The sequence below is a fragment of the Ferrovibrio sp. GW821-FHT12F09 genome (assembly GCF_058806775.1).
Genome location: NZ_JBXAPZ010000002.1, coordinates 723,038 through 744,267, shown reverse-complemented (window position 1 = coordinate 744,267; position 21,230 = coordinate 723,038). Strand labels below are relative to the sequence as shown.

Annotated in this window: 20 protein-coding genes and 1 riboswitch; of the genes, 13 read left to right on the top strand and 7 right to left on the bottom strand. The window is 65.3% G+C overall.

The features are described 5' to 3' along the window. The 3 genes from AC1ROB_RS16540 to AC1ROB_RS16530 are packed head-to-tail and all read left to right on the top strand — an operon-like array spanning position 1 to position 2,360. Positions 1-918: a DMT family transporter gene (locus AC1ROB_RS16540; RefSeq protein ID WP_492970024.1), complete on the top strand. Its 918-nt coding sequence runs from the start codon at positions 1-3 to the stop codon at positions 916-918. Further along, positions 918-1,385, top strand: a complete 468-nt coding sequence (locus tag AC1ROB_RS16535; RefSeq protein ID WP_492970025.1) for a MarR family winged helix-turn-helix transcriptional regulator — start codon at positions 918-920, stop codon at positions 1,383-1,385. The genes AC1ROB_RS16540 and AC1ROB_RS16535 overlap by 1 nt, the downstream gene beginning before the upstream one ends. Before the next feature lie 33 nt (positions 1,386-1,418). Then, a complete protein-coding gene (locus AC1ROB_RS16530) occupies positions 1,419-2,360 on the top strand; it encodes a threonine/serine dehydratase (RefSeq protein WP_492970026.1) in 942 nt (313 codons plus the stop codon). Here the strand turns inward: AC1ROB_RS16530 and AC1ROB_RS16525 are convergent. Together AC1ROB_RS16525 and ccrA are read right to left on the bottom strand one after the other, a co-directional pair. Next, positions 2,357-4,057 carry an acyl-CoA dehydrogenase family protein gene (locus tag AC1ROB_RS16525; protein ID WP_492970027.1) on the bottom strand — a complete coding sequence of 567 codons (1,701 nt, stop codon included), beginning with the start codon at positions 4,055-4,057 and terminating at the stop codon, positions 2,357-2,359. The two genes, AC1ROB_RS16530 and AC1ROB_RS16525, sit on opposite strands and share 4 nt — an antisense overlap. Positions 4,058-4,132: 75 nt before the next feature. Further along, complete coding sequence (ccrA, locus tag AC1ROB_RS16520) at positions 4,133-5,467, bottom strand: crotonyl-CoA carboxylase/reductase (protein WP_492970028.1); 1,335 nt, start codon at positions 5,465-5,467, stop codon at positions 4,133-4,135. A 248-nt stretch (positions 5,468-5,715) separates the two neighbouring features. Here ccrA and AC1ROB_RS16515 point away from each other — a divergent pair, with 248 nt between their 5' ends. From AC1ROB_RS16515 to dinB, 6 genes are all read left to right on the top strand, one after another. Continuing rightward, entirely contained in the window at positions 5,716-7,752 is a 2,037-nt protein-coding gene (locus tag AC1ROB_RS16515; RefSeq protein WP_492970029.1) for a methylmalonyl-CoA mutase family protein, read from the top strand. 7 nt (positions 7,753-7,759) lie between these two features. Next, entirely contained in the window at positions 7,760-8,407 is a 648-nt protein-coding gene (locus tag AC1ROB_RS16510) for a DUF2238 domain-containing protein (protein ID WP_492970030.1), read from the top strand. A gap of 238 nt (positions 8,408-8,645) precedes the next feature. Then, entirely contained in the window at positions 8,646-8,969 is a 324-nt protein-coding gene (locus AC1ROB_RS16505; RefSeq protein WP_492970031.1) for a hypothetical protein, read from the top strand. 44 nt (positions 8,970-9,013) lie between these two features. Next, entirely contained in the window at positions 9,014-10,138 is a 1,125-nt protein-coding gene (locus AC1ROB_RS16500) for an ROK family protein (protein ID WP_492970032.1), read from the top strand. 231 nt (positions 10,139-10,369) lie between these two features. Further along, entirely contained in the window at positions 10,370-10,771 is a 402-nt protein-coding gene (locus tag AC1ROB_RS16495; RefSeq protein WP_492970033.1) for a VOC family protein, read from the top strand. A gap of 29 nt (positions 10,772-10,800) precedes the next feature. Next, positions 10,801-11,892 (top strand): DNA polymerase IV, encoded by a 1,092-nt coding sequence (dinB, locus tag AC1ROB_RS16490; protein ID WP_493031508.1) that lies wholly within the window; start codon positions 10,801-10,803, stop codon positions 11,890-11,892. Between the two features lie 3 nt (positions 11,893-11,895). Here dinB and AC1ROB_RS16485 read toward each other — a convergent pair whose 3' ends face one another. Continuing rightward, entirely contained in the window at positions 11,896-12,108 is a 213-nt protein-coding gene (locus AC1ROB_RS16485) for a hypothetical protein (RefSeq protein WP_492970035.1), read from the bottom strand. A gap of 170 nt (positions 12,109-12,278) precedes the next feature. On the opposite strand from AC1ROB_RS16485, the gene AC1ROB_RS16480 reads away from it, so the two are divergent. Next, positions 12,279-13,031: a sensor histidine kinase gene (locus AC1ROB_RS16480; protein WP_492970036.1), complete on the top strand. Its 753-nt coding sequence runs from the start codon at positions 12,279-12,281 to the stop codon at positions 13,029-13,031. Between the two features lie 74 nt (positions 13,032-13,105). Here the strand turns inward: AC1ROB_RS16480 and gcvPB are convergent, their stop codons facing one another. From gcvPB to gcvT, 4 genes are read right to left on the bottom strand one after another with little or no spacing between them, the layout of a single operon-like run. Then, positions 13,106-14,680 carry an aminomethyl-transferring glycine dehydrogenase subunit GcvPB gene (gene gcvPB / locus AC1ROB_RS16475; RefSeq protein WP_492970037.1) on the bottom strand — a complete coding sequence of 525 codons (1,575 nt, stop codon included), beginning with the start codon at positions 14,678-14,680 and terminating at the stop codon, positions 13,106-13,108. Then, complete coding sequence (gcvPA, locus tag AC1ROB_RS16470) at positions 14,677-16,017, bottom strand: aminomethyl-transferring glycine dehydrogenase subunit GcvPA (protein WP_492970038.1); 1,341 nt, start codon at positions 16,015-16,017, stop codon at positions 14,677-14,679. The genes gcvPB and gcvPA overlap by 4 nt, the downstream gene beginning before the upstream one ends. Positions 16,018-16,033: 16 nt before the next feature. Then, entirely contained in the window at positions 16,034-16,405 is a 372-nt protein-coding gene (gene gcvH, locus AC1ROB_RS16465; RefSeq protein ID WP_492970039.1) for a glycine cleavage system protein GcvH, read from the bottom strand. Between the two features lie 11 nt (positions 16,406-16,416). Continuing rightward, the gene (gcvT, locus tag AC1ROB_RS16460; RefSeq protein WP_492970040.1) at positions 16,417-17,523 is read right to left on the bottom strand and encodes a glycine cleavage system aminomethyltransferase GcvT; all 1,107 of its coding nucleotides are present in this window, start codon (positions 17,521-17,523) and stop codon (positions 16,417-16,419) included. Positions 17,524-17,576: 53 nt separating this feature from the next. Then, positions 17,577-17,688: riboswitch (glycine riboswitch) on the bottom strand. 285 nt (positions 17,689-17,973) lie between these two features. Here gcvT and AC1ROB_RS16455 point away from each other — a divergent pair. The 3 genes from AC1ROB_RS16455 to AC1ROB_RS16445 all read left to right on the top strand — a co-directional run bounded on the left by AC1ROB_RS16455 (position 17,974) and on the right by AC1ROB_RS16445 (position 21,214). Continuing rightward, positions 17,974-18,516 (top strand): Mpo1 family 2-hydroxy fatty acid dioxygenase, encoded by a 543-nt coding sequence (locus AC1ROB_RS16455; RefSeq protein WP_492970041.1) that lies wholly within the window; start codon positions 17,974-17,976, stop codon positions 18,514-18,516. Between the two features lie 81 nt (positions 18,517-18,597). Continuing rightward, positions 18,598-19,641, top strand: coding sequence for a cyclase family protein (locus AC1ROB_RS16450; protein WP_492970042.1), 1,044 nt, complete (start codon positions 18,598-18,600; stop codon positions 19,639-19,641). Between the two features lie 22 nt (positions 19,642-19,663). After that, entirely contained in the window at positions 19,664-21,214 is a 1,551-nt protein-coding gene (locus tag AC1ROB_RS16445; protein WP_492970043.1) for an acetolactate synthase large subunit, read from the top strand. Positions 21,215-21,230 lie beyond the last annotated feature (16 nt).

Here is a 21,230-nt window from a genome sequence, read left to right as displayed (position 1 = left end):
ATGACCCGATGGCTGCAATCGGTCTGGCGGCATCCGACGATGCTGCTCTGGCTGCCGCCGGCCTTCTGGGCCGGCAATCTGGTGCTCGGCCGCGGTCTGGCCGAGACCATGCCGCCGGTAACCCTGGCGGTCGGGCGCTGGCTGGTGGCGCTGCTTCTGCTGCTACCTTTTGTCGCCGGCCGGATGTGGCGACAGCGTGATCTGCTGTGGCGGCAGCGCTGGCTGGTGCTGCTCTGCGGCGGCTTCGGCATCGCCGGCTATAACGCGCTGGCCTATGTGGCGCTGCGCAGCGTGCCGGCGGCCAATGTCGCCTTCCTCAACTCGACCCTGCCGCTGATGATCCCGCTGGCGGCTTTCATCCTCGGGCGCGAGACCGTGCCCCCGCGCACCCTGCTGGGCATTGTCGTGTCCTTTATCGGCATCTGCTGGATCCTGGCGCGTGGCGACCTGCAGAGCCTGCTGCGGTTGCGGTTCGAGCCGGCCGATCTGCTGGTGCTGCTGGCGATCCTGAATTACGCGCTCTATTCCGTGCTGCTGCGCCGTCGCGCGGTCACACTTGATCCACTGGTCTTTCTGGGCGCCACCATGATGACAGGCCTGCTGGTGCTGGCGCCGTTCTGGATCTGGGAACTGGCCTCCGGGGCCGTTATCCCCTTCGATCCGGCGTCCATCGCTGCCGTGCTCTATATCGGGCTTTTCGCTTCGCTGCTGGCTTTCATCCTGTGGAACCGCTGCGTCGCGGTGCTGGGGGCTGCCGTGACGGGCGTGTCCTTCCATCTGGTGGCGGTGTTCACGGCGCTGCTCGCTTTTCTGCTGCTGGGCGAGCCGGTGCGGATATTCCACCTGATCGGTATCGCCCTGATCCTGGCCGGTTTCGGACTGGCCATGCTGCCAGCTCCGATCCTGCGGAAGCTGTGATGGCGCGGCAGCGAAAGCCCGATGCTGTCGCCGCCGTGCGCAGCTTCAACCGGTTCTACACCCGCCGGATCGGCGTGCTGGAAGATGGCCTGCTGCGCAGCAGCTTCTCGCTGACCGAGGTGCGGGTGCTGTTCGAGCTGGCGCACGGGCCAGCGATGACGGCGGCGGCGCTCGGCCAGCATCTTGGCCTCGATCCCGGCTATCTCAGCCGCATCCTGCAGCGCTTCCGCGCACGAGGCCTGCTGCAGCGCGAGGCCAGCATGACCGACCGGCGCGAATATCATCTGCGCCTGACGGCGGCCGGTCGGGCGGCCTTCGCGCCGCTGGACCGTGCCGCCAGTCGCGACATCGCGCGCATGCTGCAGACCCTGGACGAACAGACCCGGGACCGCCTGCTGGGCGCCATGCAGACGATCATGACGCTGCTGGAAGATACGGGCGGCGATGGCGGCAGCGGCCGGCCTTGAGTATAAATCTGGCAGTATTCCCGAGGGCCAGACATGACTGCCGTTGCCATTGACCGCTCGACCATCGCTGAAACTGCCCGGCTGGTTGCACCCTATGTAAGGCGCACGCCGGTGATCGGGGTGGCCGGCGCCGATTTCGGCCTCGCGCTGCCGCAGGTGAAACTGAAGCTCGAACTGCTGCAGCATTCCGGCTCGTTCAAGGCGCGTGGCGCCTTTGCCAATCTGCTGCGCCGCGCGGTGCCGGCGGCCGGCGTGGTGGCGGCATCGGGTGGCAATCACGGTGCGGCGGTGGCCTATGCCGCCATGGTGCTGCAGAAGCCGGCCAAGATTTTCGTGCCCAGTATCGCAGCTCCGATGAAGATCGCCCGCATCCGCAGCTATGGCGCCGACCTGGTGGTGGGCGGCGACCGCTATGCCGATGCGCTGGCGGCATCGGAACAGTGGCTGGCCCAGAGCGGTGCGCTGGCCGTGCATGCCTATGACCAGCCGGAGACGCTGCTGGGGCAGGGCGGGGTCGGGCTGGAGCTGGAAGACCAGGAACCGGAAATCGATACGCTGCTGGTCGCCGTCGGCGGCGGCGGCCTGATCGGCGGGATTTCCGCCTGGTATGGCGGCAAGGTGAAGGTGGTGGCGGTCGAGCCGGAACTGGCGCCGACCCTGAACATGGCGCTCAAGGCCGGCCGGCCGGTGGACGCGCCGGCTGGCGGCATCGCGGCGGACTCACTGGCCCCGAAACAGATCGGCGGCCTGATGTTTCCGATCGCGCAGAAGAACGTGGCCGAATCCGTGCTGGTGCCCGACGAGGCGATCCGCGCGGCGCAGGTGGCGCTGTGGGACAAGCTGCGGCTGGTGGCCGAGCCGGGCGGTGCGGCGGCCTTCGCTGCGCTGCTGAGCGGTGCCTACAAACCGCAGCAGAGCGAGCGTGTTGCCGTGCTGGTCTGCGGCGCCAACCCGACGACGACGGATTTCATTTAGCCGTTGCGCTGTTCCAGCAGGCGGCGGGCGATCACCTGCGCCTGGATCTCGGCGGCGCCCTCGAAGATGTTGAGGATACGGGCGTCGCAGAGCACGCGGCTGATCGGATATTCCTCGGCATAGCCGTTGCCGCCATGCACCTGCAGGGCGTTGTCGGCATTGGCCCAGGCGATGCGCGCGGCCAGCAGCTTGGCCATGCCAGCCTCCAGGTCGCAACGGCGGCCCTGATCCTTTTCGCGCGCGGCGAAATAGCAGAGCTGGCGCGCCAGCATGGTTTCCACCGCCATCCAGGCGATCTTGCCATGCACACGCGGGAAACTGTAGATCGGTTTGCCGAACTGGATGCGGTCGTTGGCGTATTTCAGGCCCAGCTCCATGGCGCATTGCGCCACGCCGAGCGCACGCGCGCCGGTCTGGATGCGGGCGGACTCAAAGGTCTCCATCAACTGCTTGAAGCCCTGGCCCTCGCGCTGGCCCAGCAGGTTCTCGGCTTTCACCTCGAAGCCATCGAAGCCGATCTCGTATTCCTTCATGCCGCGATAGCCCAGCACCTCGATCTCGCCGCCGGTCATGCCTTCGGCGGGGAAGGGGTTGGCGTCGTCGCCGCGTGGCTTCTCGGCCAGGAACATCGAGAGGCCCTTGTAGCTTTTCTCGTTCGGATCGGTGCGCACCAGCAGGGTCATCAGATCGGTGCGGGCCGCATGGGTGATCCAGGTCTTGTTGCCGGTCACCTTGTAGACGTCGCCATCTTTCACGGCGCGGGTGCGCAAGGACCCGAGATCGGAACCGGTGTTCGGTTCGGTGAAGACGGCGGTGGGCAGCGTCTCGCCGGACGCCAGCTTGGGCAGCCACTGCTTCTTCTGCTCTTCGGTGCCGCCACGCAGGATCAGTTCGGCGGCGATCTCGGCGCGGGTGCCTAGGCTGCCGACGCCGATATAGCAGCGGCTGAGTTCTTCCGAGACCACGCACATGGCGGTCTTGCCCATGCCATGGCCGCCGTATTCCTCCGGGATGGTGAGGCCGAAGACGCCGAGCTCGGCCATCTCGTCGACCACGCTCATCGGAATGAACTCGTCCTTGCGGTGCCAGTCATGGGCGAAGGGAATGACCTTGTCCTCGCCGAAGCGGCGGAACTGCTCGCGCACCATGGCCATGGTCTCGTCCAGGCCCAGCTCGCCGAAATCGCCGGTGTCGAGACCGTCCTTGATCAGCTCGGCGATGCGGCTGCGCACCGCCGTGGTGTTGCCGCGTGCGACCAGCGTCGCGACGACATCTTTGGTGGCAAAGGCCTGCAGGGCCTCGGTGGTGACGCCGAGATTGGCCGGGCGGCAGATTTCCACCTGGCTCATGCTGATGCCGCCCTGCATCTGTGCCAGATATTCGCCAAAGCCGGCCTGTACGATCAGCTGCTCCAGCTCACGGAATTTGCCCTCGGCCTGCAGGCGCTGGGCCCAGTGCAGGGTCTCTTTCAGGGTCGCGGCATAGGTGGCAAACCAGGCGAGGCCATGGGCGGCGAACTGTTCGTCCTCCAGCCGCGCGGCATCGATATGGCCGTCGGCGCCGCGCACCAGCTGCGCCACCGCCGCCGTGGCATGGGCCACCAGCTGCTCGGCGGCTTGCAAGGCGTTGCCACAGACCTGCAGCAGCGAGTCGATCAGCAGGGCTTCGGCGGCAGGCAGTTTGGGGGCAGCAGACATGGTGCACTCGCAGTCAGTATGAATTGGTGCGGCTGGCGGAATCGCTTCCGCCAGCCGTGTCAGCATCGAGAGGGATTATGAATTCCCCGCTTCGATTGCATCCTCGAGGGTCCGCAGGCCCGGGACCTTGGCGCTGACCAGCACCGCCATGTTGCCGGGCTTGTGCTGGTTCTTCCACATCTTGGTATGGGCGCGCGGGATATCGGCCCAGCTGAAGACTTCCGACATGCAGGGATCGAGGCGGCGTTCGATCACCAGCTGGTTGGCCTGGCTGGCCTGCAGCAGGTTGGCGAAATGGCTGCCCTGGATGCGCTTCTGCCGCATCCACACGAAGCGTGCGTCGAAGGTAATGTTGAAACCGGTCGTGCCGGCGCAGAACACCACCATGCCGCCGCGCTTCACCACGAAGCAGGAGACCGGGAAGGTCTGCTCGCCCGGATGCTCGAACACGAAGTCGACGTCATTGCCCTTGCCGGTGATGTCCCAGATCGCCTTGCCGAAGGCACGGCACTTCTTCATGTATTCGGCGTATTTCTCGGTATCCATCACCGGGGGCAACTGGCCCCAGCAGTCGAAGTCGTTACGGTTGACCACACCCTTGGCGCCGAGGCTCATGACGAAGTCGCGCTTCGAGTCATCGGAGATCACGCCGATGGCGTTGGCGCCCGAGATGGCGATGAGCTGGATCGCCATCGAGCCGAGGCCGCCGGCGGCGCCCCAGACCAGCACGTTCTGGCCGGGCCGCAGGATATGCGGGCGATGGCCGAACAGCATGCGATAGGCGGTGGCGAGCGTCAGCGTGTAGCAGGCGCTTTCCTCCCAGGTCAGATGCTTGGGCCGCGGCATCAGCTGGCGCGACTGCACGCGGGCGAACTGCGCGAAGCTGCCATCCGGCGTCTCGTAGCCCCAGATGCGCTGAGTCGGCGAATTCATCGGGTCGCCGCCGTTGCACTCCTCGTCGTCGCCATCATCCTGGTTGCAGTGGACGATGACCTCGTCGCCAACCTTCCAGCGCTTCACGCGGCGGCCGACGGCATAGACGATGCCTGAGGCATCCGAGCCGGCGATGTGGAAGGGCGCCTTGTGCACGTCGAAGGGCGAGATCGGCACGCCGAGGCCGGCCCAGACGCCGTTGTAGTTGACGCCGGCCGCCATCACGAGGATCAGCACCTCGTCGGCATCAATCTCGGGCGTCGGCAGCACTTCCAGCTGCATCGACTGCTCCGGCGGTCCATGGCGCTCGCGCCGGATCGCCCAGCCATACATCTGCTTCGGCACATGGCCGACAGGCGGAATCTCGCCAACCTCGTAGAGGTCTTTCAGGACACCCTTGGCCGCCGTGGCCTGGGCTTGGGCTGGAGCGCCGTTGCTGGTCGCCAGCGCGACCACCGATCCACCCGCATTGGACATGGTGAAACTCCCTCGTTGTTTCCCTGTTACGCTTAACGCGTGATTTCTGGTCTTGTTGGGCCACAGCGGCCGGGATTAGCCTTGCTGCGGCGCCGCGAGACGGTACCTGACAAGACGATTGCTATCTTTTTGCAGTGGCGAAAAAATGGCAAGATCGTTTTGCAATGCAGCAGAGGTTATGATATTTCCCTGTTCTGACGCAACGAGAAACTAAATAACCTAACGTCAACTTGACACGGAATAAAATTATGTCCGCGACTCGTCCGACCGATGCCGGCAAGCCGGCCGCCCTTCGCAGCCGCGAAAAGGATAACCGGGAAAAGCCCTGGTTGTTCCGCACTTACTCGGGTCACAGCTCGGCGACGGCCTCCAACGCGTTGTACCGGACCAATCTGGGGCGCGGCCAGACCGGCCTGTCGGTGGCCTTCGACCTGCCGACCCAGACCGGCTACGACAGCGACCATATCCTGGCGCGCGGCGAGGTCGGCAAGGTCGGCGTGCCGGTCAGCCATCTGGGCGACATGCGGGTGCTGTTCGACCAGATCCCGCTGGCGCAGATGAACACTTCGATGACTATCAATGCCCCGGCCGCCTGGCTGCTGGCGCTCTATATCGCCGTCGCCGAGGAACAGGGCGCCAGCCGCGCCGACCTGAACGGCACGGTGCAGAACGACATCATCAAGGAATACCTGTCGCGCGGCACCTATATCTATCCGCCGGCGGCCTCGATGCGGCTGATCACCGATGTGATCGCCTTCACCTATCGCGAGCTGCCGAAGTGGAATCCCACCAATGTCTGCAGCTATCACCTGCAGGAGGCCGGCGCCACGCCGGTGCAGGAGCTGGCCTATGCGCTGGCCACGGCGATCGCCGTGCTCGATGCCGTGCGCGACAGCGGCCAGGTGCCGGAGGCGGATTTCGCCCAGGCCTTCGGCCGCATCAGCTTCTTCGTCAATGCCGGTATCCGGTTTGTGACCGAAATCTGCAAGATGCGGGCTTTCGTCGATCTCTGGGAGGAGATCGGCCGCGAGCGGTATGGCGTCACCGATCCCAAGGCGCTGATGTTCCGTTATGGCGTGCAGGTCAATTCGCTGGGCCTGACCGAGCCGCAGCCGGAAAACAACGTCTACCGTATCCTGCTCGAGATGCTGGCCGTGGTGCTGTCCAAGAAAGCGCGCGCCCGGGCCGTGCAGCTGCCGGCCTGGAACGAGGCGCTCGGCCTGCCGCGGCCGTGGGACCAGCAATGGTCGCTGCGCCTGCAGCAGATTGTCGCCTATGAAACCGACCTGCTGGAATACGGCGACCTGTTCGACGGCAATCCGGCCATCGAGGCCAAGGTCAACGAACTGAAGGATGCTGCGCGGGCCGAGCTGAAGCGCATCGGCGATATGGGCGGCGCGATCATGGCGGTGGAGAGCGGCTATCTGAAGCAGGCGCTGGTGGAAAGCAACACCGGCCGCGTGCGCGGCATCGAGACCGGCGAGATCACCGTGGTCGGCGTCAACAAATTCACCGAGAGCGCGCCGTCGCCGCTGGTCGGCACCGAGGGCGGCGCCATCATGGCGGCCGATCCGGAGGCCGAGTCCGACCAGATCGCGCGGCTGAAAGCGTGGCGCGACGCGCGCGACACGGCTGCCGTGGAGGCCGCGCTGGTCGAACTTGAAAAAGCTGCGCGTGATGGCCGCAACATCATGGAACCCAGCATCGCGGCGGCCAAGGCCGGCGTCACCACCGGCGAATGGGCGGCGACCCTGCGCAAGGTGTTTGGCGAATACCGCGCGCCGACCGGCGTCTCGGCGGCGAGCGGCGCGCTCAGCAACGACGGCATGGACGACCTGCGCGCCGAAGTGGCGGCGGTGGCCAAGCGTCTCGGTCGACCGCTGAAGCTGCTGGTCGGCAAGCCGGGCCTGGACGGTCATTCCAACGGCGCCGAGCAGATCGCGGTGAAGGCGCGCGACTGCGGCATGGAAGTGGTCTACGAGGGCATCCGCCTGACGCCGGAGCAGATCGTCGCCGCAGCGCTGGAAGAGGGCGTGCATCTGGTCGGGCTCTCCATTCTCTCGGGCAGCCATGTCGAACTCGCCACCGATGTGATGCAGCGCATGCGCGCGGAGGGTATCGGCGATGTGCCCGTCGTTGTCGGCGGCATCATTCCGCCCGAGGATGCGGCGCGGCTGACGGCGGCCGGCATCGCCGGCGTGTTCACGCCCAAGGATTACGACCTGACCGCTATCATGCGCGCCATCGTCGCGCTGGTTGACCGCACCTGGTCGAAGGCTGCATAACGCAGGCATGTCATCATCCCGCATGTTCTGGCTGCTCACCGTGCTGTGGGCCCTCGGCCTCGTCCTCAGCGGGCTTAATCCCTATGACCGCGTCACCTGGGCGATGGAAGTGGCGCCGGCGGTGATCGCCTGGCCGATCCTGTTTGCCACGCGGCAGAGCTTCCGCCTGACCGACCTGACGATGGCGCTGATCGCGCTGCATGGCCTGATCCTTATGCTGGGTGGCGCCTATACCTATGCCCGCACGCCGCTCGGTTTCTGGCTGCAGGAGTGGTTCAGCCTCGACCGCAACCCCTATGACAAGATCGGCCATTTCGCCCAAGGCTTCGTGCCTGCCATCATCGCGCGCGAGCTGCTGATCCGGGTCTTCCGTATCGACCGGCCGAAACTGACCATCTTCCTCGTCGTCTGCATCTGCCTGGCAATCAGCGCCACCTACGAACTGATCGAATGGCTGGCGGCGCTGGTGATGGGCGGCGGCGCGGAGGAATTCCTCGGCACCCAGGGCGACGAATGGGACACCCAGTCCGACATGGCGCTGGCATTGCTGGGCGCGCTGGCGGCGACCCTGGTCTTCTCCTGGCAAGATCGGCAGATTTCCGCCATTTCAAAGCCGAAAACACCTGCAAACCCTGACAACTCGCGCCAGATCTAGCCATCTGGAACCATTTGGAGCCATCTGGAGCCAGCGCGGCGCCAACATGAGCCAAACCTTGCCATCTTGAGCCATCCTGAGCCGTGTCTGTTGGCGCATCCTGTGTTTCCCCTAACCTCCTTCGTTGCTCGACTTCGGGGCCAGATTGGAACAATATAGGAACATAGAGCGGGACTTCAAGGTGGCATCTGCGGCCCGGCCCTGCTATCGAAACCCGGTCGTTTTCCCGGAGTCCGCTTTGCTGTCGCGTCTGTCTTCCCTGATCCGCCCCCGCACCCTGGCCGGCCGCCTGGCTGTCAGTCTGGGCGCCGGCTTCGGCCTGCCGGTTCTGCTGTTCGCCGTGCTGCTGCTGCGCACCAACGGCTACGAGCCGATGGGCCTGTGCAAGCCGGTGCCGGCGGCGCAGGGCCATATCCCCATCGACATGAGCCGCGGCAGCGGCACGCCAACCACCTGCGGCATCGACTGGGCCTTTGCCGCCAGCGACATCCTGCTGCCGGCGCTGGGCTTCAGCCTGCTGGCCTGGCTGCTGATGGCACTGCTGGCCCGCATCGAGCGTTGATCCAGGCGGACGCCTGACCGTCCGCGCAGCGATGCGAGGACGATGTGGCGGCCAGCCATAAAACCAAGACAGCGAAGACAAAACCCCCGCAGAAACTACTGCAGGGCGATAACGGCCGTGCGCCCGCGCATGTGGCCCTGCCGCATCACGGCGCCGCCGACCTGCCGGCCGTACGGGTCGACAGCTACAACCTGGAACTCCGCGATGCCGAAGGGTTTGTCGGCGACAAGGCCAGCGGCCGGGCCTTCCGCGCGCTGATCGACGCGCTGCGCAAGGAGGGCCGCGACCTGACCGAGCATGAGCTGCGCGACACCCGCGCCCGCGACATGTCGAAAACCGAATTCGATGCCATCCTGACCGGCGACGACCTCGGCGCCGCCGCCATCGTCCAGGGCGCCATCGAGGAATTCGCGCAGAACCTCTCCGCCGTGGTGCAGCGGTTCCTGAAACAGAAATCCTGGCAGGATGTCGAGCGCATCGTGGTCGGCGGCGGCCTGCGCCGCAGCCGCGTGGGCGAGATCGCCATCCTGCGCGCCGCCATGCTGCTGCGCGAGGCGGAGATCGCGGTCGATCTGCTGCCGCTCAGCCATCATCCGGACGAGGCCGGCCTGCTCGGCGGGCTGCAGTTGCTGGCGCCGGAGACCATGGCCGAGCATGACGGCTTTATCGCCATCGATATCGGCGGCACGAATCTCCGCTGCGGCATCGTCACCCTGAAGAAGACCGACCGGTTCGGCGACAGCGCCAGCGTGGTGCAGCTGCTGCACTGGCGGCACCGCGACCATCGGCCGGGACGCGAGGAGGCGCTGGATCATCTGGGCGGCATGCTGCGCGAACTGACGCACAAGGCCGGGCGGAAAAAGTGGCGGCTGGCGCCGGTGATCGCGGTGGGCTGTCCCGGCCTGATCGCGAAAGACGGCTGGATCAAGCGCGGCGCCCAGAACCTGCCCGGCAACTGGGAGGCCGAAGACTTCAACCTGACCGATGCCCTGCGCGAACGTCTGCCGCGCATCGACGGGCAGAGTATCGAGGTGGCGCTGCATAACGACGCCGTGGTGCAGGGTCTGAGCGAGGTCTGGCGCATGCGCGACGTGAAGCACTGGGCGGCGCTGACCATCGGCACTGGCCTGGGCAATGCCAGCTATACGACGGTGAAGGCGGAGAGGTAAGGACAGCGCCATATAACACGCCGTCACCCTCAGGCCGAAACCGAGACGCCGCTCTGCCGGGCGGGCGGGAGCGCCAGCCCGTTGAAGGCGCTGTTGATCCCTGTCATGGGGAAAAGGCGGCAGACCGCCAAGCGTTCACTTCCGGCCGGCGAAAACCTGACAGGTTTTGACAGGCAGGAGGATTTAAGCTCGGATAATGGCTGTCCTTTGTTCGAATCGTCGGAGTATGTCGTGTCCAAGACCACCATTCGTCCCTTCCTGATGTTCCAGGACGGCCAGGCCGAAGCGGCGATGACCTTCTACGTCTCGCTGTTTCCCGATGCGGCGGTCACGGCCATCCAGCGCTATGGTGCGGAAGGGCCGGGTCCCGAAGGCTCGGTGCTGCGCGCCGACTTCACGGTGGCCGGCCAGCCGGTGATCTGCATCGACAGTTATGTGAAGCATGCCTTCGGTTTCACGCCAGCGGTGTCGCTGTTCGTCGACTGCAAGGATGAGGCCGAACTACGCCGGCTGCATGCGGCGCTGTCCGCGGGCGGAGCGGAGCTGATGCCGCCGGACAATTACGGCTTCAGCAAACTGTTCGCCTGGGTCAATGACCGGTTCGGCGTGTCGTGGCAACTGAACCTGACCTGACGCCGGCGCCCGAGCCGGCATCTGAAGGCATGACTCCACGCATCCGCAAGATCATCCATGTCGACATGGATGCCTTCTATGCCTCGGTGGAACAGCGTGACAATCCAGATCTGCGCGGCAGGCCGGTGGCGGTGGGCGGCTCGCGCGAACGCGGCGTGGTGGCTGCGGCCTCTTACGAGGCGCGCAAGTTCGGCGTGCGCTCGGCCATGGCATCGGTCACGGCAAAACGAAAATGCCCGGAACTGATCTTCGTGCCGCACCGCTTCAGCGTCTATCGCGCCGTGTCGCAGCAGATCCGCGAGATCTTTGCCGAATACACGCCACTGATCGAGCCGCTGTCGCTGGACGAGGCCTATCTGGATGTCACAGAGAACCTGAAGGGTATCGACTCCGCCACCCAGATCGCCGAAGAGATCCGCGCCAGGATCAAAGCCGTGACGCAGCTCACAGCTTCAGCGGGCGTGTCCTATAACAAATTCCTGGCCAAGCTGGCGTCTGACCAGAACAAGCCCGATGGCCTGTTTGTGATCACGCCGAAGATGGGGCCGGGCTTTGTCGAGACGCTGCCGGTCGGCCGCTTCCACGGCATCGGGCCGGCCACCTCGGACAAGATGAACCGGCTCGGCATCCAGACCGGTCTGGACCTGCGCGCGCAGACGATGGAATTCCTGCAGCAGCAGTTCGGCAAGTCGGGGCGGTATTACTACTGGATTTCGCGCGGCATCGATGAACGCCAGGTGCGGCCCGACCGCATCCGCAAGTCGGTGGGCGCCGAGAACACGTTTTCGGACGACCTGTTCACCAGCGGCGAGGCCGAGATCGAGTTGCAGCCGATCATCGCCAAGGTCTGGCGCTATTGCGAGAAGGCCGACATCCGCGGCCGCACGGTGACGCTGAAAGTCAAATACGCCGACTTCCAGCAGATCACCCGCAGCCGCACCCTGCCGGCGCCGGTGTCGTCAGAGGCCGAGATCGCGCAGATCGTCGAGACGCTGATGCAGCCGCTGTTCCCGGTGCCCAAGGGCATCCGCCTGCTCGGCGTGACGCTGTCGACACTGGGAGAAGACGAGAGGGCGGAAGAGGGGACCGGGGCCTCGCCCCAGCTCAGCCTGACTCTGTAAGGCCTATTCGCCTTCGATGACGCCGTAGCTTTTCGACTTGGTCGTGCGATTGGCGAGGTCGAAGCCTTCAGATGCCAGGCCACGGCGCAGCAGTTCGCGCACGGCGGCGGCGCGGCTGGGCATCTGAATCTTGAAACGCCAGTCGTCCAAGGCCTTCAGTTCATCGGGGGTCAGCATGATTTGCAGGCGTTCGCCGCGGGCTTGGGAGTCGTTCATAGCCTTTCACCGGCAAGCAGGCCGGTGCTCATTTGATGTAGAATGAGTAAGAAACGACAAAGCCTCAAAAGGGGTTCCTTGAGTATATTAAGTCATTAATATAAATGGATATTTTGAAAAGCACGGTCTAGGGTCATTCCTGTTCCTGGTGGGGGAATCGGAGAGACGCTATGACCCTGCCTTCATCCCTGACCCGTCATCTTGACGCCCACAATCCTGACGCCACTGCCCCGCCCGGACTGAATGCGGCGGCCGGTCTGTCGGATATTCTGCGCAAGGAGGCCGATCACCGCATCGGCAACAGTCTGCAACTGGTCGGCAGCCTGCTCACCCTGACGCTGACGCGGATGAGCGATCCCGAAGCCCGACTGGAACTGGCGCGCGCCGCCCGCCGGCTGCAACTGATCGCCCGGCTGCACCAGCGCCTGTCGCAGGCCGGCGCGGACGAACTGGTGTCGCTGACCGATTACCTCGGCGGTCTGCGTGACGAGATTTTCGCAGCCCTGGTGGAGGATCATGGCCACGAGCTGCTGGTCAATGTCGATCCGATCCTGGTGCCGGCCCAGATCGCCAGTACGGCCGGAATGATCATCAACGAATTTGTCTTCAACACGCTCAAGCATGGCTATCCCAGCCAGGCCCGCGGCACCATCGAGATCGCCTGCGGCCGCGGCCTGGACGGTATGCTGCATCTGATCGTGCGCGACGACGGCATCGGCCTGCCGCCGGGTTTCGACCCGCAGGCGGCGACCGGCCTGGGCATGCGACTGACCTGCAGTCTGGTGTCGCAGCTTGGCGGCAGCTTCAGGATTCGCCAGGGCCAGCCCGGCACCTGCTACGAGATCATGCTGCCGCTGCCCGAAATGCCGGTGCAATCCCATGAGGCGCAGTCGTTTGCCGAGCGCATCGGTCGGATCGGATAAGCGCATCGTTCCAGCATAAGAAAACGCCCGGCCATTTCTGACCGGGCGTTTTTTACTTCGCCTCTGTCGCGGCCTTACTCCGCCGCTGCCTTGTCGGCCGGCGCGCCGTTGCTGCCCGGCTTCCAGCGCAGGACCGGACTCCGCGCGGCGCGGGTCTCGTCCAGACGCCGGCGCGGGGTGAGTTGCGGCGCCGCCTGGAACATCGCGACATTGTCGCCGCCGGCCTTGGCCTTCTCGGCCAGGCCGCGCAAGGTGTTCACGAAGGCATCGACGCTGTCCTTGCTCTCGCTTTCGGTCGGCTCGATCAGCATGGCGCCATGCACGACCAGCGGGAAGTAGACCGTCATCGGATGGTAGCCCTCGTCGATCATCGCCTTGGCGAAGTCCAGCGTGGTGACGCCGGTATCCTTTAAGAAGCGGTCGTCGAACAGCGCCTCATGCATGCAGGGGCCGTCGAAACTCGGGCTCATTACATCTTTCAGGCTGGCCATCACATAGTTGGCCGAGAGCACGCTGTCTTCCGCCACCCGCTTCAGGCCGTCGGCGCCATGGCTCATCATGTAGGCGAGCGCCCGGATGAACATGCCCATCTGGCCGTGGAAGGCTTTCATGCGGCCGAAGCTTTTCGCATCGCCGCTTTCGACCAGGGTCAGGCCATCCTTGCCATGCAGCACATAGGGCAGCGGCACGAAATCCTTCAGCGCATCCGACAAGACGACCGGTCCCGAGCCGGGGCCGCCGCCGCCATGGGGCGTGGAGAAGGTCTTGTGCAGGTTGATATGCATGGCGTCGATGCCGAGATCGCCCGGCCGCACCTTGCCGACGATGGCGTTGAAGTTGGCGCCGTCGCAATAGAAGAAGGCGCCCGCCTTGTGCACCATGTCGGCGACCTTGCGGATGTCGCGCTCGAACAGACCGCAGGTATTCGGATTGGTCAGCATGATCGCCGCTACATCCGGACCCAGCTTGGCCTGCAGGGCGTCGAGGTCGACGCGACCGTCGGCTGTCGCCGGGATCGGGTCGACGGTATAGCCGCAGAGCGCCGCCGTCGCCGGGTTGGTGCCATGCGCGGATTCCGGCGCGAGGATGCGCTTGCGCACATCGCCGCGCGCCTTCAGCGCCGCACGGATCGCCATCAGGCCGCAGAGCTCGCCATGGGCGCCGGCCGCCGGCGACATCGCCACCGCCGGCATGCCGGTCAGGGTCCTGAGCCAGCCGGCGAGTGTATCGATGACCTGCAGGGCGCCCTGAACAGTGGAGACCGGCTGCAGCGGATGCACGTCGCCCAGGCCCGGCAGGCGCGCCATCTTTTCATTGAGGCGCGGATTGTGCTTCATCGTGCAGGAGCCGAGCGGATAGAGCCCGGCATCGATGGAATAGTTCTTTTGCGACAGCCGCACGAAATGGCGGATCACCTGTGGCTCGGAGAGGCCCGGCAGGCCGATCTTGCCGGTGCGCTTCAGGCCGCCGAGGCGGGCTTTCACATTCGGGGCAGGCGGCAGATCGACGCCGGTGCGGCCGTCCTCACCCATTTCGAAGATCAGCGCTTCTTCCTGCTGCAGACCGCGATTGCCGGTGATGGTGCCGGTCGCGGCGCTGTTGGCAGCCGCATGCGGCGTGGTCGGACGTCCCTGACGGTTCAGCATCACAGCACCTCCTTCAGGGCAGCGACAAGTTTGTCCATGTCGCCGTCGGTATTGGTTTCGGTGGCGGTGAGCAGCAGGACATTGGCGAGCGACTTCTCGCCCGGGAAGAGCCGCGAGGCCGGCACGCCGCCAAGGATCTTTTTCTCGACGAGTTTCTCGACAACATCGGCTGCCGGCTTGGGCAGGGTGATGGCGAATTCGTTGTAGAAGGCCTGCGGAACGATGGCGACGCCCTTCAGTTCGCTGAGCCGTTCGGCCAGCTGCACGGCCTTGCCGTGGTTGATCGCCGCCAGCTGGGTGAAGCCGGCTTCGCCGAGCAGGCTCATATGGATGGTGAAGGCCAGCGCGCAGAGGCCGGAATTGGTGCAGATATTCGAGGTCGCCTTCTCGCGGCGGATATGCTGCTCGCGCGCCGACAATGTGAGCACGAAGCCGCGGCGGCCGTCCTGGTCGACGGTCTCGCCGCAGAGCCGGCCCGGCATCTGGCGCACATATTTCTCGCGCGTGGCGAACAGACCCACGTAAGGCCCGCCGAAGCTCAAGGGCACGCCGATGCTCTGGCCTTCCGCAACAACAATGTCGGCGCCCATGGCGCCCGGCGGGGTGACGAGGCCGAGCGAGGTGATCTCGGTGACGGCGACGATCAGCAGCGCGCCCTTGGCCTGGCAGGCCTTGGCCAGGTCGCTGAGATCGCGCAGATGGCCGAAGACGCTCGGGTTCTGCACGACGACGCAGGCGGTCTGGTCGTCGATCAGCTTGCCCAGGTCTTCGGTGCCGGCGAGATCGACCGGGGCGGCCACATGCGGCTGGTCGGTCTGATCCATCAGCGTCGCCACGGTGTCGCGGTAATGCGGATGCAGGCCGCCTGACAGCACGGCCTTCGACTTCTTGGTGATGCGCTGGGCCATCAGCACGGCTTCGGCCGCCGAGGTGGCGCCGTCATACATCGAGGCATTGGCCACTTCCATGCCGGTGATCATGCTCACCTGAGTCTGGAATTCGAACAGATACTGCAGCGTGCCCTGGCTGATCTCGGGCTGGTAGGGCGTGTAGGAGGTGAGGAATTCCGAGCGCTGGATCAGGTGATCCACGGCGGCTGGAATATGATGGCGATAGGCGCCGGCGCCGAGGAAGAAGGGCACGTCCATCGGCGAGACGCTCTTCTTCGCCATGGCGGCGAAGGCGCGTTCCACTTCCAGCTCGCCCTGATGCGGCGGCAGGTCGAGAGCGGGATTGAGCGCGCCGGCGGGCACATCCTTGAACAGGGCATCGATGCCGCCGACACCGATGGTGTCCAGCATGGCGCCGCGATCGGCTTCGGTCAGACCGAGATAGCGCATGGGGAGGCGCTCCTTCTTACAGAGTCTTGAGGAATGCGTCGTAGGCGGCCTGATCCATCAGGGCGTCGAGCTCGGCCTTATTGGCGAGCTTGAGCTTGACGAACCAGCCGTCGGTCTGGGCGGCGCGGTTGACCAGTGACGGATCGTCGACGATGGCCTGGTTGGCATCCACCACCTCGCCGCCGGCCGGCGCGTAGACTTCCGACGCGGCCTTCACCGATTCAACGACGGCGACTTCGGCACCGGCATCGACCTTTTTGCCCTTGGCCGGCAGGTCGACGAAGACGACGTCGCCGAGCTGGCTCTGGGCGTAGTCGGAAATGCCGACGGTGGCGACATCGCCATCAAGACGGATCCATTCATGGTCCTTGGTATAGCGGGCAGTCATGGATCGTCTCCTTACTTCGCGTAGCGTTTGGTGATGAAGGGAAGGGTGCAGGTTTTTGCAGGCAGCGCCTTGCCGCGCACCATCAGGCTGAGCGGCGTGCCGGGCTTGGCATACTGGGTCGCGACATAGCCCATGGCGACCGGGGCATCGACGCTGGGGCCGAAGCCGCCAGACGTAATGACGCCGATCTTCTCGCCTGTATCGCTGTTGAGGATTTCGGTGCCTTCGCGGGCCGGCGCGCGGCCCTCGGGCTGGACGCCGACGCGCTTGCGGCTGACGCCGTCTTTCAGTTGCTGCTGCACGACCTCCGCGCCCGGGAAGCCGCCCTCTTCGCGGCGGCGCTTGGAGATTGTCCAGTTCAGCCCGGCCTCGATGGGCGAGGTGGTGGTGTCGATGTCATGGCCGTAGAGGCAAAGGCCGGCCTCAAGGCGGAGGCTGTCGCGCGCGCCGAGGCCGATGGGTTTCACCTCGGACTGGCTCAGCAGCCAGCGGGCGAAGTCTTCCGCCTGGTCGGCGGGCAGCGAGATTTCAAAGCCGTCCTCGCCGGTGTAGCCGGAACGGGTGACGAAGGCCTCGTATTTGCCGAGCGCCAGTGTCGCGCCCATGCCGAAGCTCATCGCCGGCACCACGCTGTTCAGCCGCGCCAGCACCGCGACGGCGGCCGGGCCCTGCAGCGCCAGCAGGGCGCGGTCTTCCAGATATTCGACCTCGACGCCCTTCAGGCTGGCGCGCATATGCGCGATGTCCTGTTCCTTGCAGGCCGCGTTGACGATGACAAAGAGGTCGCGGTCGCGCCGGTTGACCATCAGGTCATCGAGGATGCCGGCGGCATCATTGGTGAAAACCGTGTAGCGCATCCGGCCGACCTCCAGCGCCACCAGATCGCCGGGGACCAGGGCTTCGAGCGCCTTGGCCGGATCGGCGCCGGTGAGGCGCACCTGGCCCATATGGGAGACGTCGAACAGGCCGGCCTGGCTGCGGGTATGCTTGTGTTCGGTGAGGATGCCAGCCGGATACTGCACCGGCATTTCATAGCCGGCGAAGGGGACCATGCGTCCGCCCAGCTCTTTATGCAGCGCGTTCAGCGGCGTGAAACGGAGATTTTCGGTATCGCCCAAGCGAGGTTCCCTTGTGGACAGAATCAGAGTCGAACCGGCGGATGGTTTCGCCGTTCGCCCCCTCTGTCCGGGAACCTGAGAGATTCGGAGGGGTTGGAAAACCACTCCTTACTCCTTCGGTGGGACCGGGGTTGGACTCCCGATCCGCTTTCCAGAGTGTCGCCAGTCCGGTCGGTCCGTTGGCCTGAGAGTTTCCGGGGCGGTTGCTCCTTCGGCGCGTCCTGCCCGTATGAAACCCGGGCCGGCCGGCTCTCCCGCCAGACTGCTTGCGACGCCGCGAGAATAGGCGGAGGCCTGTATGAGTTCAACGATATTCCCCGTGACCTTACGGAAGCTCGAAAACGCCACGATTGACAATGCTTTAGGGGTGTTTAGGGTTATCCACAGCAGAGGAGTTTTCCGGGCCGCGGCTGCGACTCGGAGGCTCGATAAAAAATGGAGGAAACCGCCATGAACCCGTTCTTCGTCGAACAGATGGCGATGTATTCGGCTTACCACCGCGACATGCGCAACCGCGCCACGCATTTCATCGGCATTCCGGCCATCGTGTTCGCCATCTTCATCCCCTTGAGTTGGGTGAAGCTGTTCACGCTCTGGGGCGGCGAGACCACGATCACGGCGGCCACCGTGCTGTGGTTCGCCACCGGCATCTTCTACATCTGGCTCGATCGCCGCATCGGCAGCGTGATGGCGCTATTCTCCTTCGTGCTGCTGCAACTGGCCGAGCAGGTGGCCATGCAGGGCAGCATGATCGGCTGGATCGCCTTCGTCGGCTTCTTCGTCGGCGGCTGGGTGTTCCAGCTGGTCGGCCACGGCTTCGAAGGCCGTCGTCCGGCGCTGGCCGACAATGCACTGCAGGCACTGATCGGCCCGGTCTTCCTGGTGGCGGAAGCCTTCTTCGCCCTGCACCAGTGCCAGGACCTGCATGAAGCGGTGGAAGCACGCTGGCCGCATTACTCGGTCGGTGCGATGCGGGAACGCGCTGCCGCCTGAGGCGATTGAAAACACGCGGGCAAGAGTAGTGTCATGGCCGGACTTGTTCCGGCCATCCACGTTTAAAAGGGTCTCTCCAAAATGACAGCACGCTGGAAGAACCGGCCCGACGGGTCGAACTGGGGCGAGTTCGGCGCCGATGACCGTATCGGCCGCGTCAACTGGATCACCGCCGAAAAAGTGAAGCAGGGCATCGCCGAGGTGCGGGAGGGCAAGACCTTCTGCCTGTCGCTGCCGCTGGAATATCCGGGCGGCAACCTGCTCAATCCGCGCCGCTTCCCGCCGCAGCTGTTTGCCGTCAACCGCGAGGGCCGGGCCAACATGGCGCTGCCGCTGTCGCTGTTCGATCCGAAGCTGACCGACGTTTCCAGCGACGATGCGGCGCTGTTGTACCTGCAGTATTCCACGCAATGGGACAGCTTTGCCCATATCGGATCGATGTTCGATGCCGATGGCGACGGCACGCCCGAACGCGTGTTCTACAACGGCTGGCGCGGCGGCAGCGATGTGCCCGATGTGGAAGATCGCAATGTGGGCGAGCCGCGGCTGGAACGCTTCCCCTCCAAGGGCACCGAGCCACTCGGTATCCACAATTTCGCCAGGCATGGCATGCAGGGCCGTGGTGTGCTGGTCAACCTGCATGACGAATGCGGCGATGCGCGCACCTGGGTCGGCTACGACCTGCTGATGACGGCCATGGAGAAGCAGAAGGTGAGTGTGGAGCAGGGCGACATGCTGTGCTTCTACACCGGCTTCGGCGACGTGCTGCTGTCGATGGGCCGCAAGCCCGACCATCACCGGCTGGAGAATTCCTGCGCCGTGATCGATGGCCGCGACGCCAAGCTGCGCAACTGGATCACCGACTCCAAGGTCAGCTGCCTGATCGCCGACAATTATGCGGTAGAAGGCCTGCCGGCGAAAGCCGTGGAAGGCAGCCATGCCATGCTGCCGCTGCATGAACACTGCCTGTTCAAGCTGGGCGTGCCGCTGGGCGAGCTGTGGTATCTCTCCGAACTTGCCGCGTATCTGAAGACCAGCAACCGCAGCCGCTTCCTGCTGACCGCACCGCCGCTGCGCCTCACCGGTGCGGTCGGTTCGCCATCCTCGCCCCTCGCCACCGTCTGAGCCTTTATTCCAGGAGTCCGCCATGAATGGCGCCGAAAGCCTCGTCCGCACCCTTGTCGCGTCCGGCGTCGATACCTGTTTCGCCAATCCCGGTACTTCCGAGATGCATTTCGTCGCGGCGCTGGATCGCGTGCCCGGCGTGCGCTGCGTGCTGGGCCTGTTCGAAGGTGTGGTGACCGGCGCGGCCGATGGCTACTGGCGCCTGTCGAGCCGCCCGTCGGCAACGCTGCTGCATCTGGGGCCCGGCCTCGCCAACGGCGTGGCCAACCTGCATAACGCGCGCAAGGCCAGTTCCGGCATCGTCAACGTGATCGGCGAACATGCGACGCATCATCTGCAGTATGACGCACCGCTGAAGGCCGATATCGAAGGCATCGCGCGGCCGGTATCGCACTGGATCGGGCGCGGCCATACGGCGGGTGACGTCGCCGGACTGGGCGCGGAAGCGGTGGCGGCGGCGAAAAGCCGTAACGGCCAGATCGCCAGCCTGATCCTGCCGGCCGACACCGCCTGGAACGACGCGCCGCAGGGCGAGGCCAAGCCCGTTGCCGTGCCGCCACGGGTGAAGGCCGATGACGCGCAGATCAAAGCTGCCGCGGCCGCGCTCAAAAAGGCCGGACCGAACGGCATGCTGATCCTGGGCGGCATCGCGTTGCAGCGGCAGGGCCTGCTGCTGGCCGCACGCATTGCCGCCGCCACCGGCTGCCGGCTGTCGAATAACGGTTTCAGCGCCCGCATCGAGCGCGGTGGCGGACTGCCCAGCGTGGGACGCATTCCCTTTGTGGTCGACCTGGCGCTGAAGTATCTCGCCGATGTGCGCGAGGCCGTGCTGGTCGGCACCAAGCAGCCGATTGCCTTTTTCGCCTATCCGGGCAAGCCCAGTGTGCTGACGTCCGATAGCTGCACCATCACGGCGGTGGCCGAGGTGGAAGACGACCTGATCGATGCGCTGGAGCGCCTGGCCGATGCCGTCGGCGCGCCGAAAACAGTCGAGGCCCAGCGCCAGCCGGAGAAACCCGGCCTGCCCGAGGGCGCGCCAAGCCTGGAGAAGATCGCCGCCGCCATTGCCGCGCTGCTGCCCGACAACGCCGTGGTGGTGGATGAGTCCGTCACCTCGGGCCGCGGTATCTTCGCCGCCGCCGAAGCCTCCGGCCCGCATGACTGGCTGAACAACATGGGCGGTTCGATCGGCTACAGTCTTCCTGTTGCCATAGGCGCTGCATTGGCATGCCCCGACCGCAAGATCGTCACGCTGACCGGCGATGGCAGCGCCTTCTACACGTTGCAGGCGCTGTGGACGATGGCGCGCGAGCAGCTCAACGTCACCATGGTGATCTTCGCCAACCGCTCCTACGCCATCCTGCGCAACGAGCTGGCCAATGTCGGCGCCGCCAATCCGGGACCGCGGGCCATCGACATGCTGACGCTGGACCGTCCCGATCCGGACTGGGTGGCGCTGGCCAAGGGCCATGGCGTGCCGGCCGTGCGGGTGGAGGAAATGCATGCCTTCAGCCGGGCTTTCGCCGCCGCACTGGAACATCACGGGCCACAACTCATAGAGCTGGTGCTGTAAGCGACCTACCACTCAT

Coding starts and splice junctions, on each gene's coding strand:
- AC1ROB_RS16445 (WP_492970043.1), top strand. CDS start 19,664: ATGAATGGCGCCGAAAGCCTCGTCCGCACCCTTGTCGCGTCCGGCGTC.
- gcvH (WP_492970039.1), bottom strand. CDS start 16,405: ATGACTGCCCGCTATACCAAGGACCATGAATGGATCCGTCTTGATGGC.
- AC1ROB_RS16540 (WP_492970024.1), top strand. CDS start 1: ATGACCCGATGGCTGCAATCGGTCTGGCGGCATCCGACGATGCTGCTC.
- gcvPA (WP_492970038.1), bottom strand. CDS start 16,017: ATGCGCTATCTCGGTCTGACCGAAGCCGATCGCGGCGCCATGCTGGAC.
- AC1ROB_RS16480 (WP_492970036.1), top strand. CDS start 12,279: ATGACCCTGCCTTCATCCCTGACCCGTCATCTTGACGCCCACAATCCT.
- ccrA (WP_492970028.1), bottom strand. CDS start 5,467: ATGTCCAATGCGGGTGGATCGGTGGTCGCGCTGGCGACCAGCAACGGC.
- AC1ROB_RS16485 (WP_492970035.1), bottom strand. CDS start 12,108: ATGAACGACTCCCAAGCCCGCGGCGAACGCCTGCAAATCATGCTGACC.
- AC1ROB_RS16510 (WP_492970030.1), top strand. CDS start 7,760: ATGTCATCATCCCGCATGTTCTGGCTGCTCACCGTGCTGTGGGCCCTC.
- AC1ROB_RS16455 (WP_492970041.1), top strand. CDS start 17,974: ATGAACCCGTTCTTCGTCGAACAGATGGCGATGTATTCGGCTTACCAC.
- AC1ROB_RS16525 (WP_492970027.1), bottom strand. CDS start 4,057: ATGTCTGCTGCCCCCAAACTGCCTGCCGCCGAAGCCCTGCTGATCGAC.
- AC1ROB_RS16515 (WP_492970029.1), top strand. CDS start 5,716: ATGTCCGCGACTCGTCCGACCGATGCCGGCAAGCCGGCCGCCCTTCGC.
- AC1ROB_RS16450 (WP_492970042.1), top strand. CDS start 18,598: ATGACAGCACGCTGGAAGAACCGGCCCGACGGGTCGAACTGGGGCGAG.
- AC1ROB_RS16530 (WP_492970026.1), top strand. CDS start 1,419: ATGACTGCCGTTGCCATTGACCGCTCGACCATCGCTGAAACTGCCCGG.
- AC1ROB_RS16535 (WP_492970025.1), top strand. CDS start 918: ATGGCGCGGCAGCGAAAGCCCGATGCTGTCGCCGCCGTGCGCAGCTTC.
- dinB (WP_493031508.1), top strand. CDS start 10,801: ATGACTCCACGCATCCGCAAGATCATCCATGTCGACATGGATGCCTTC.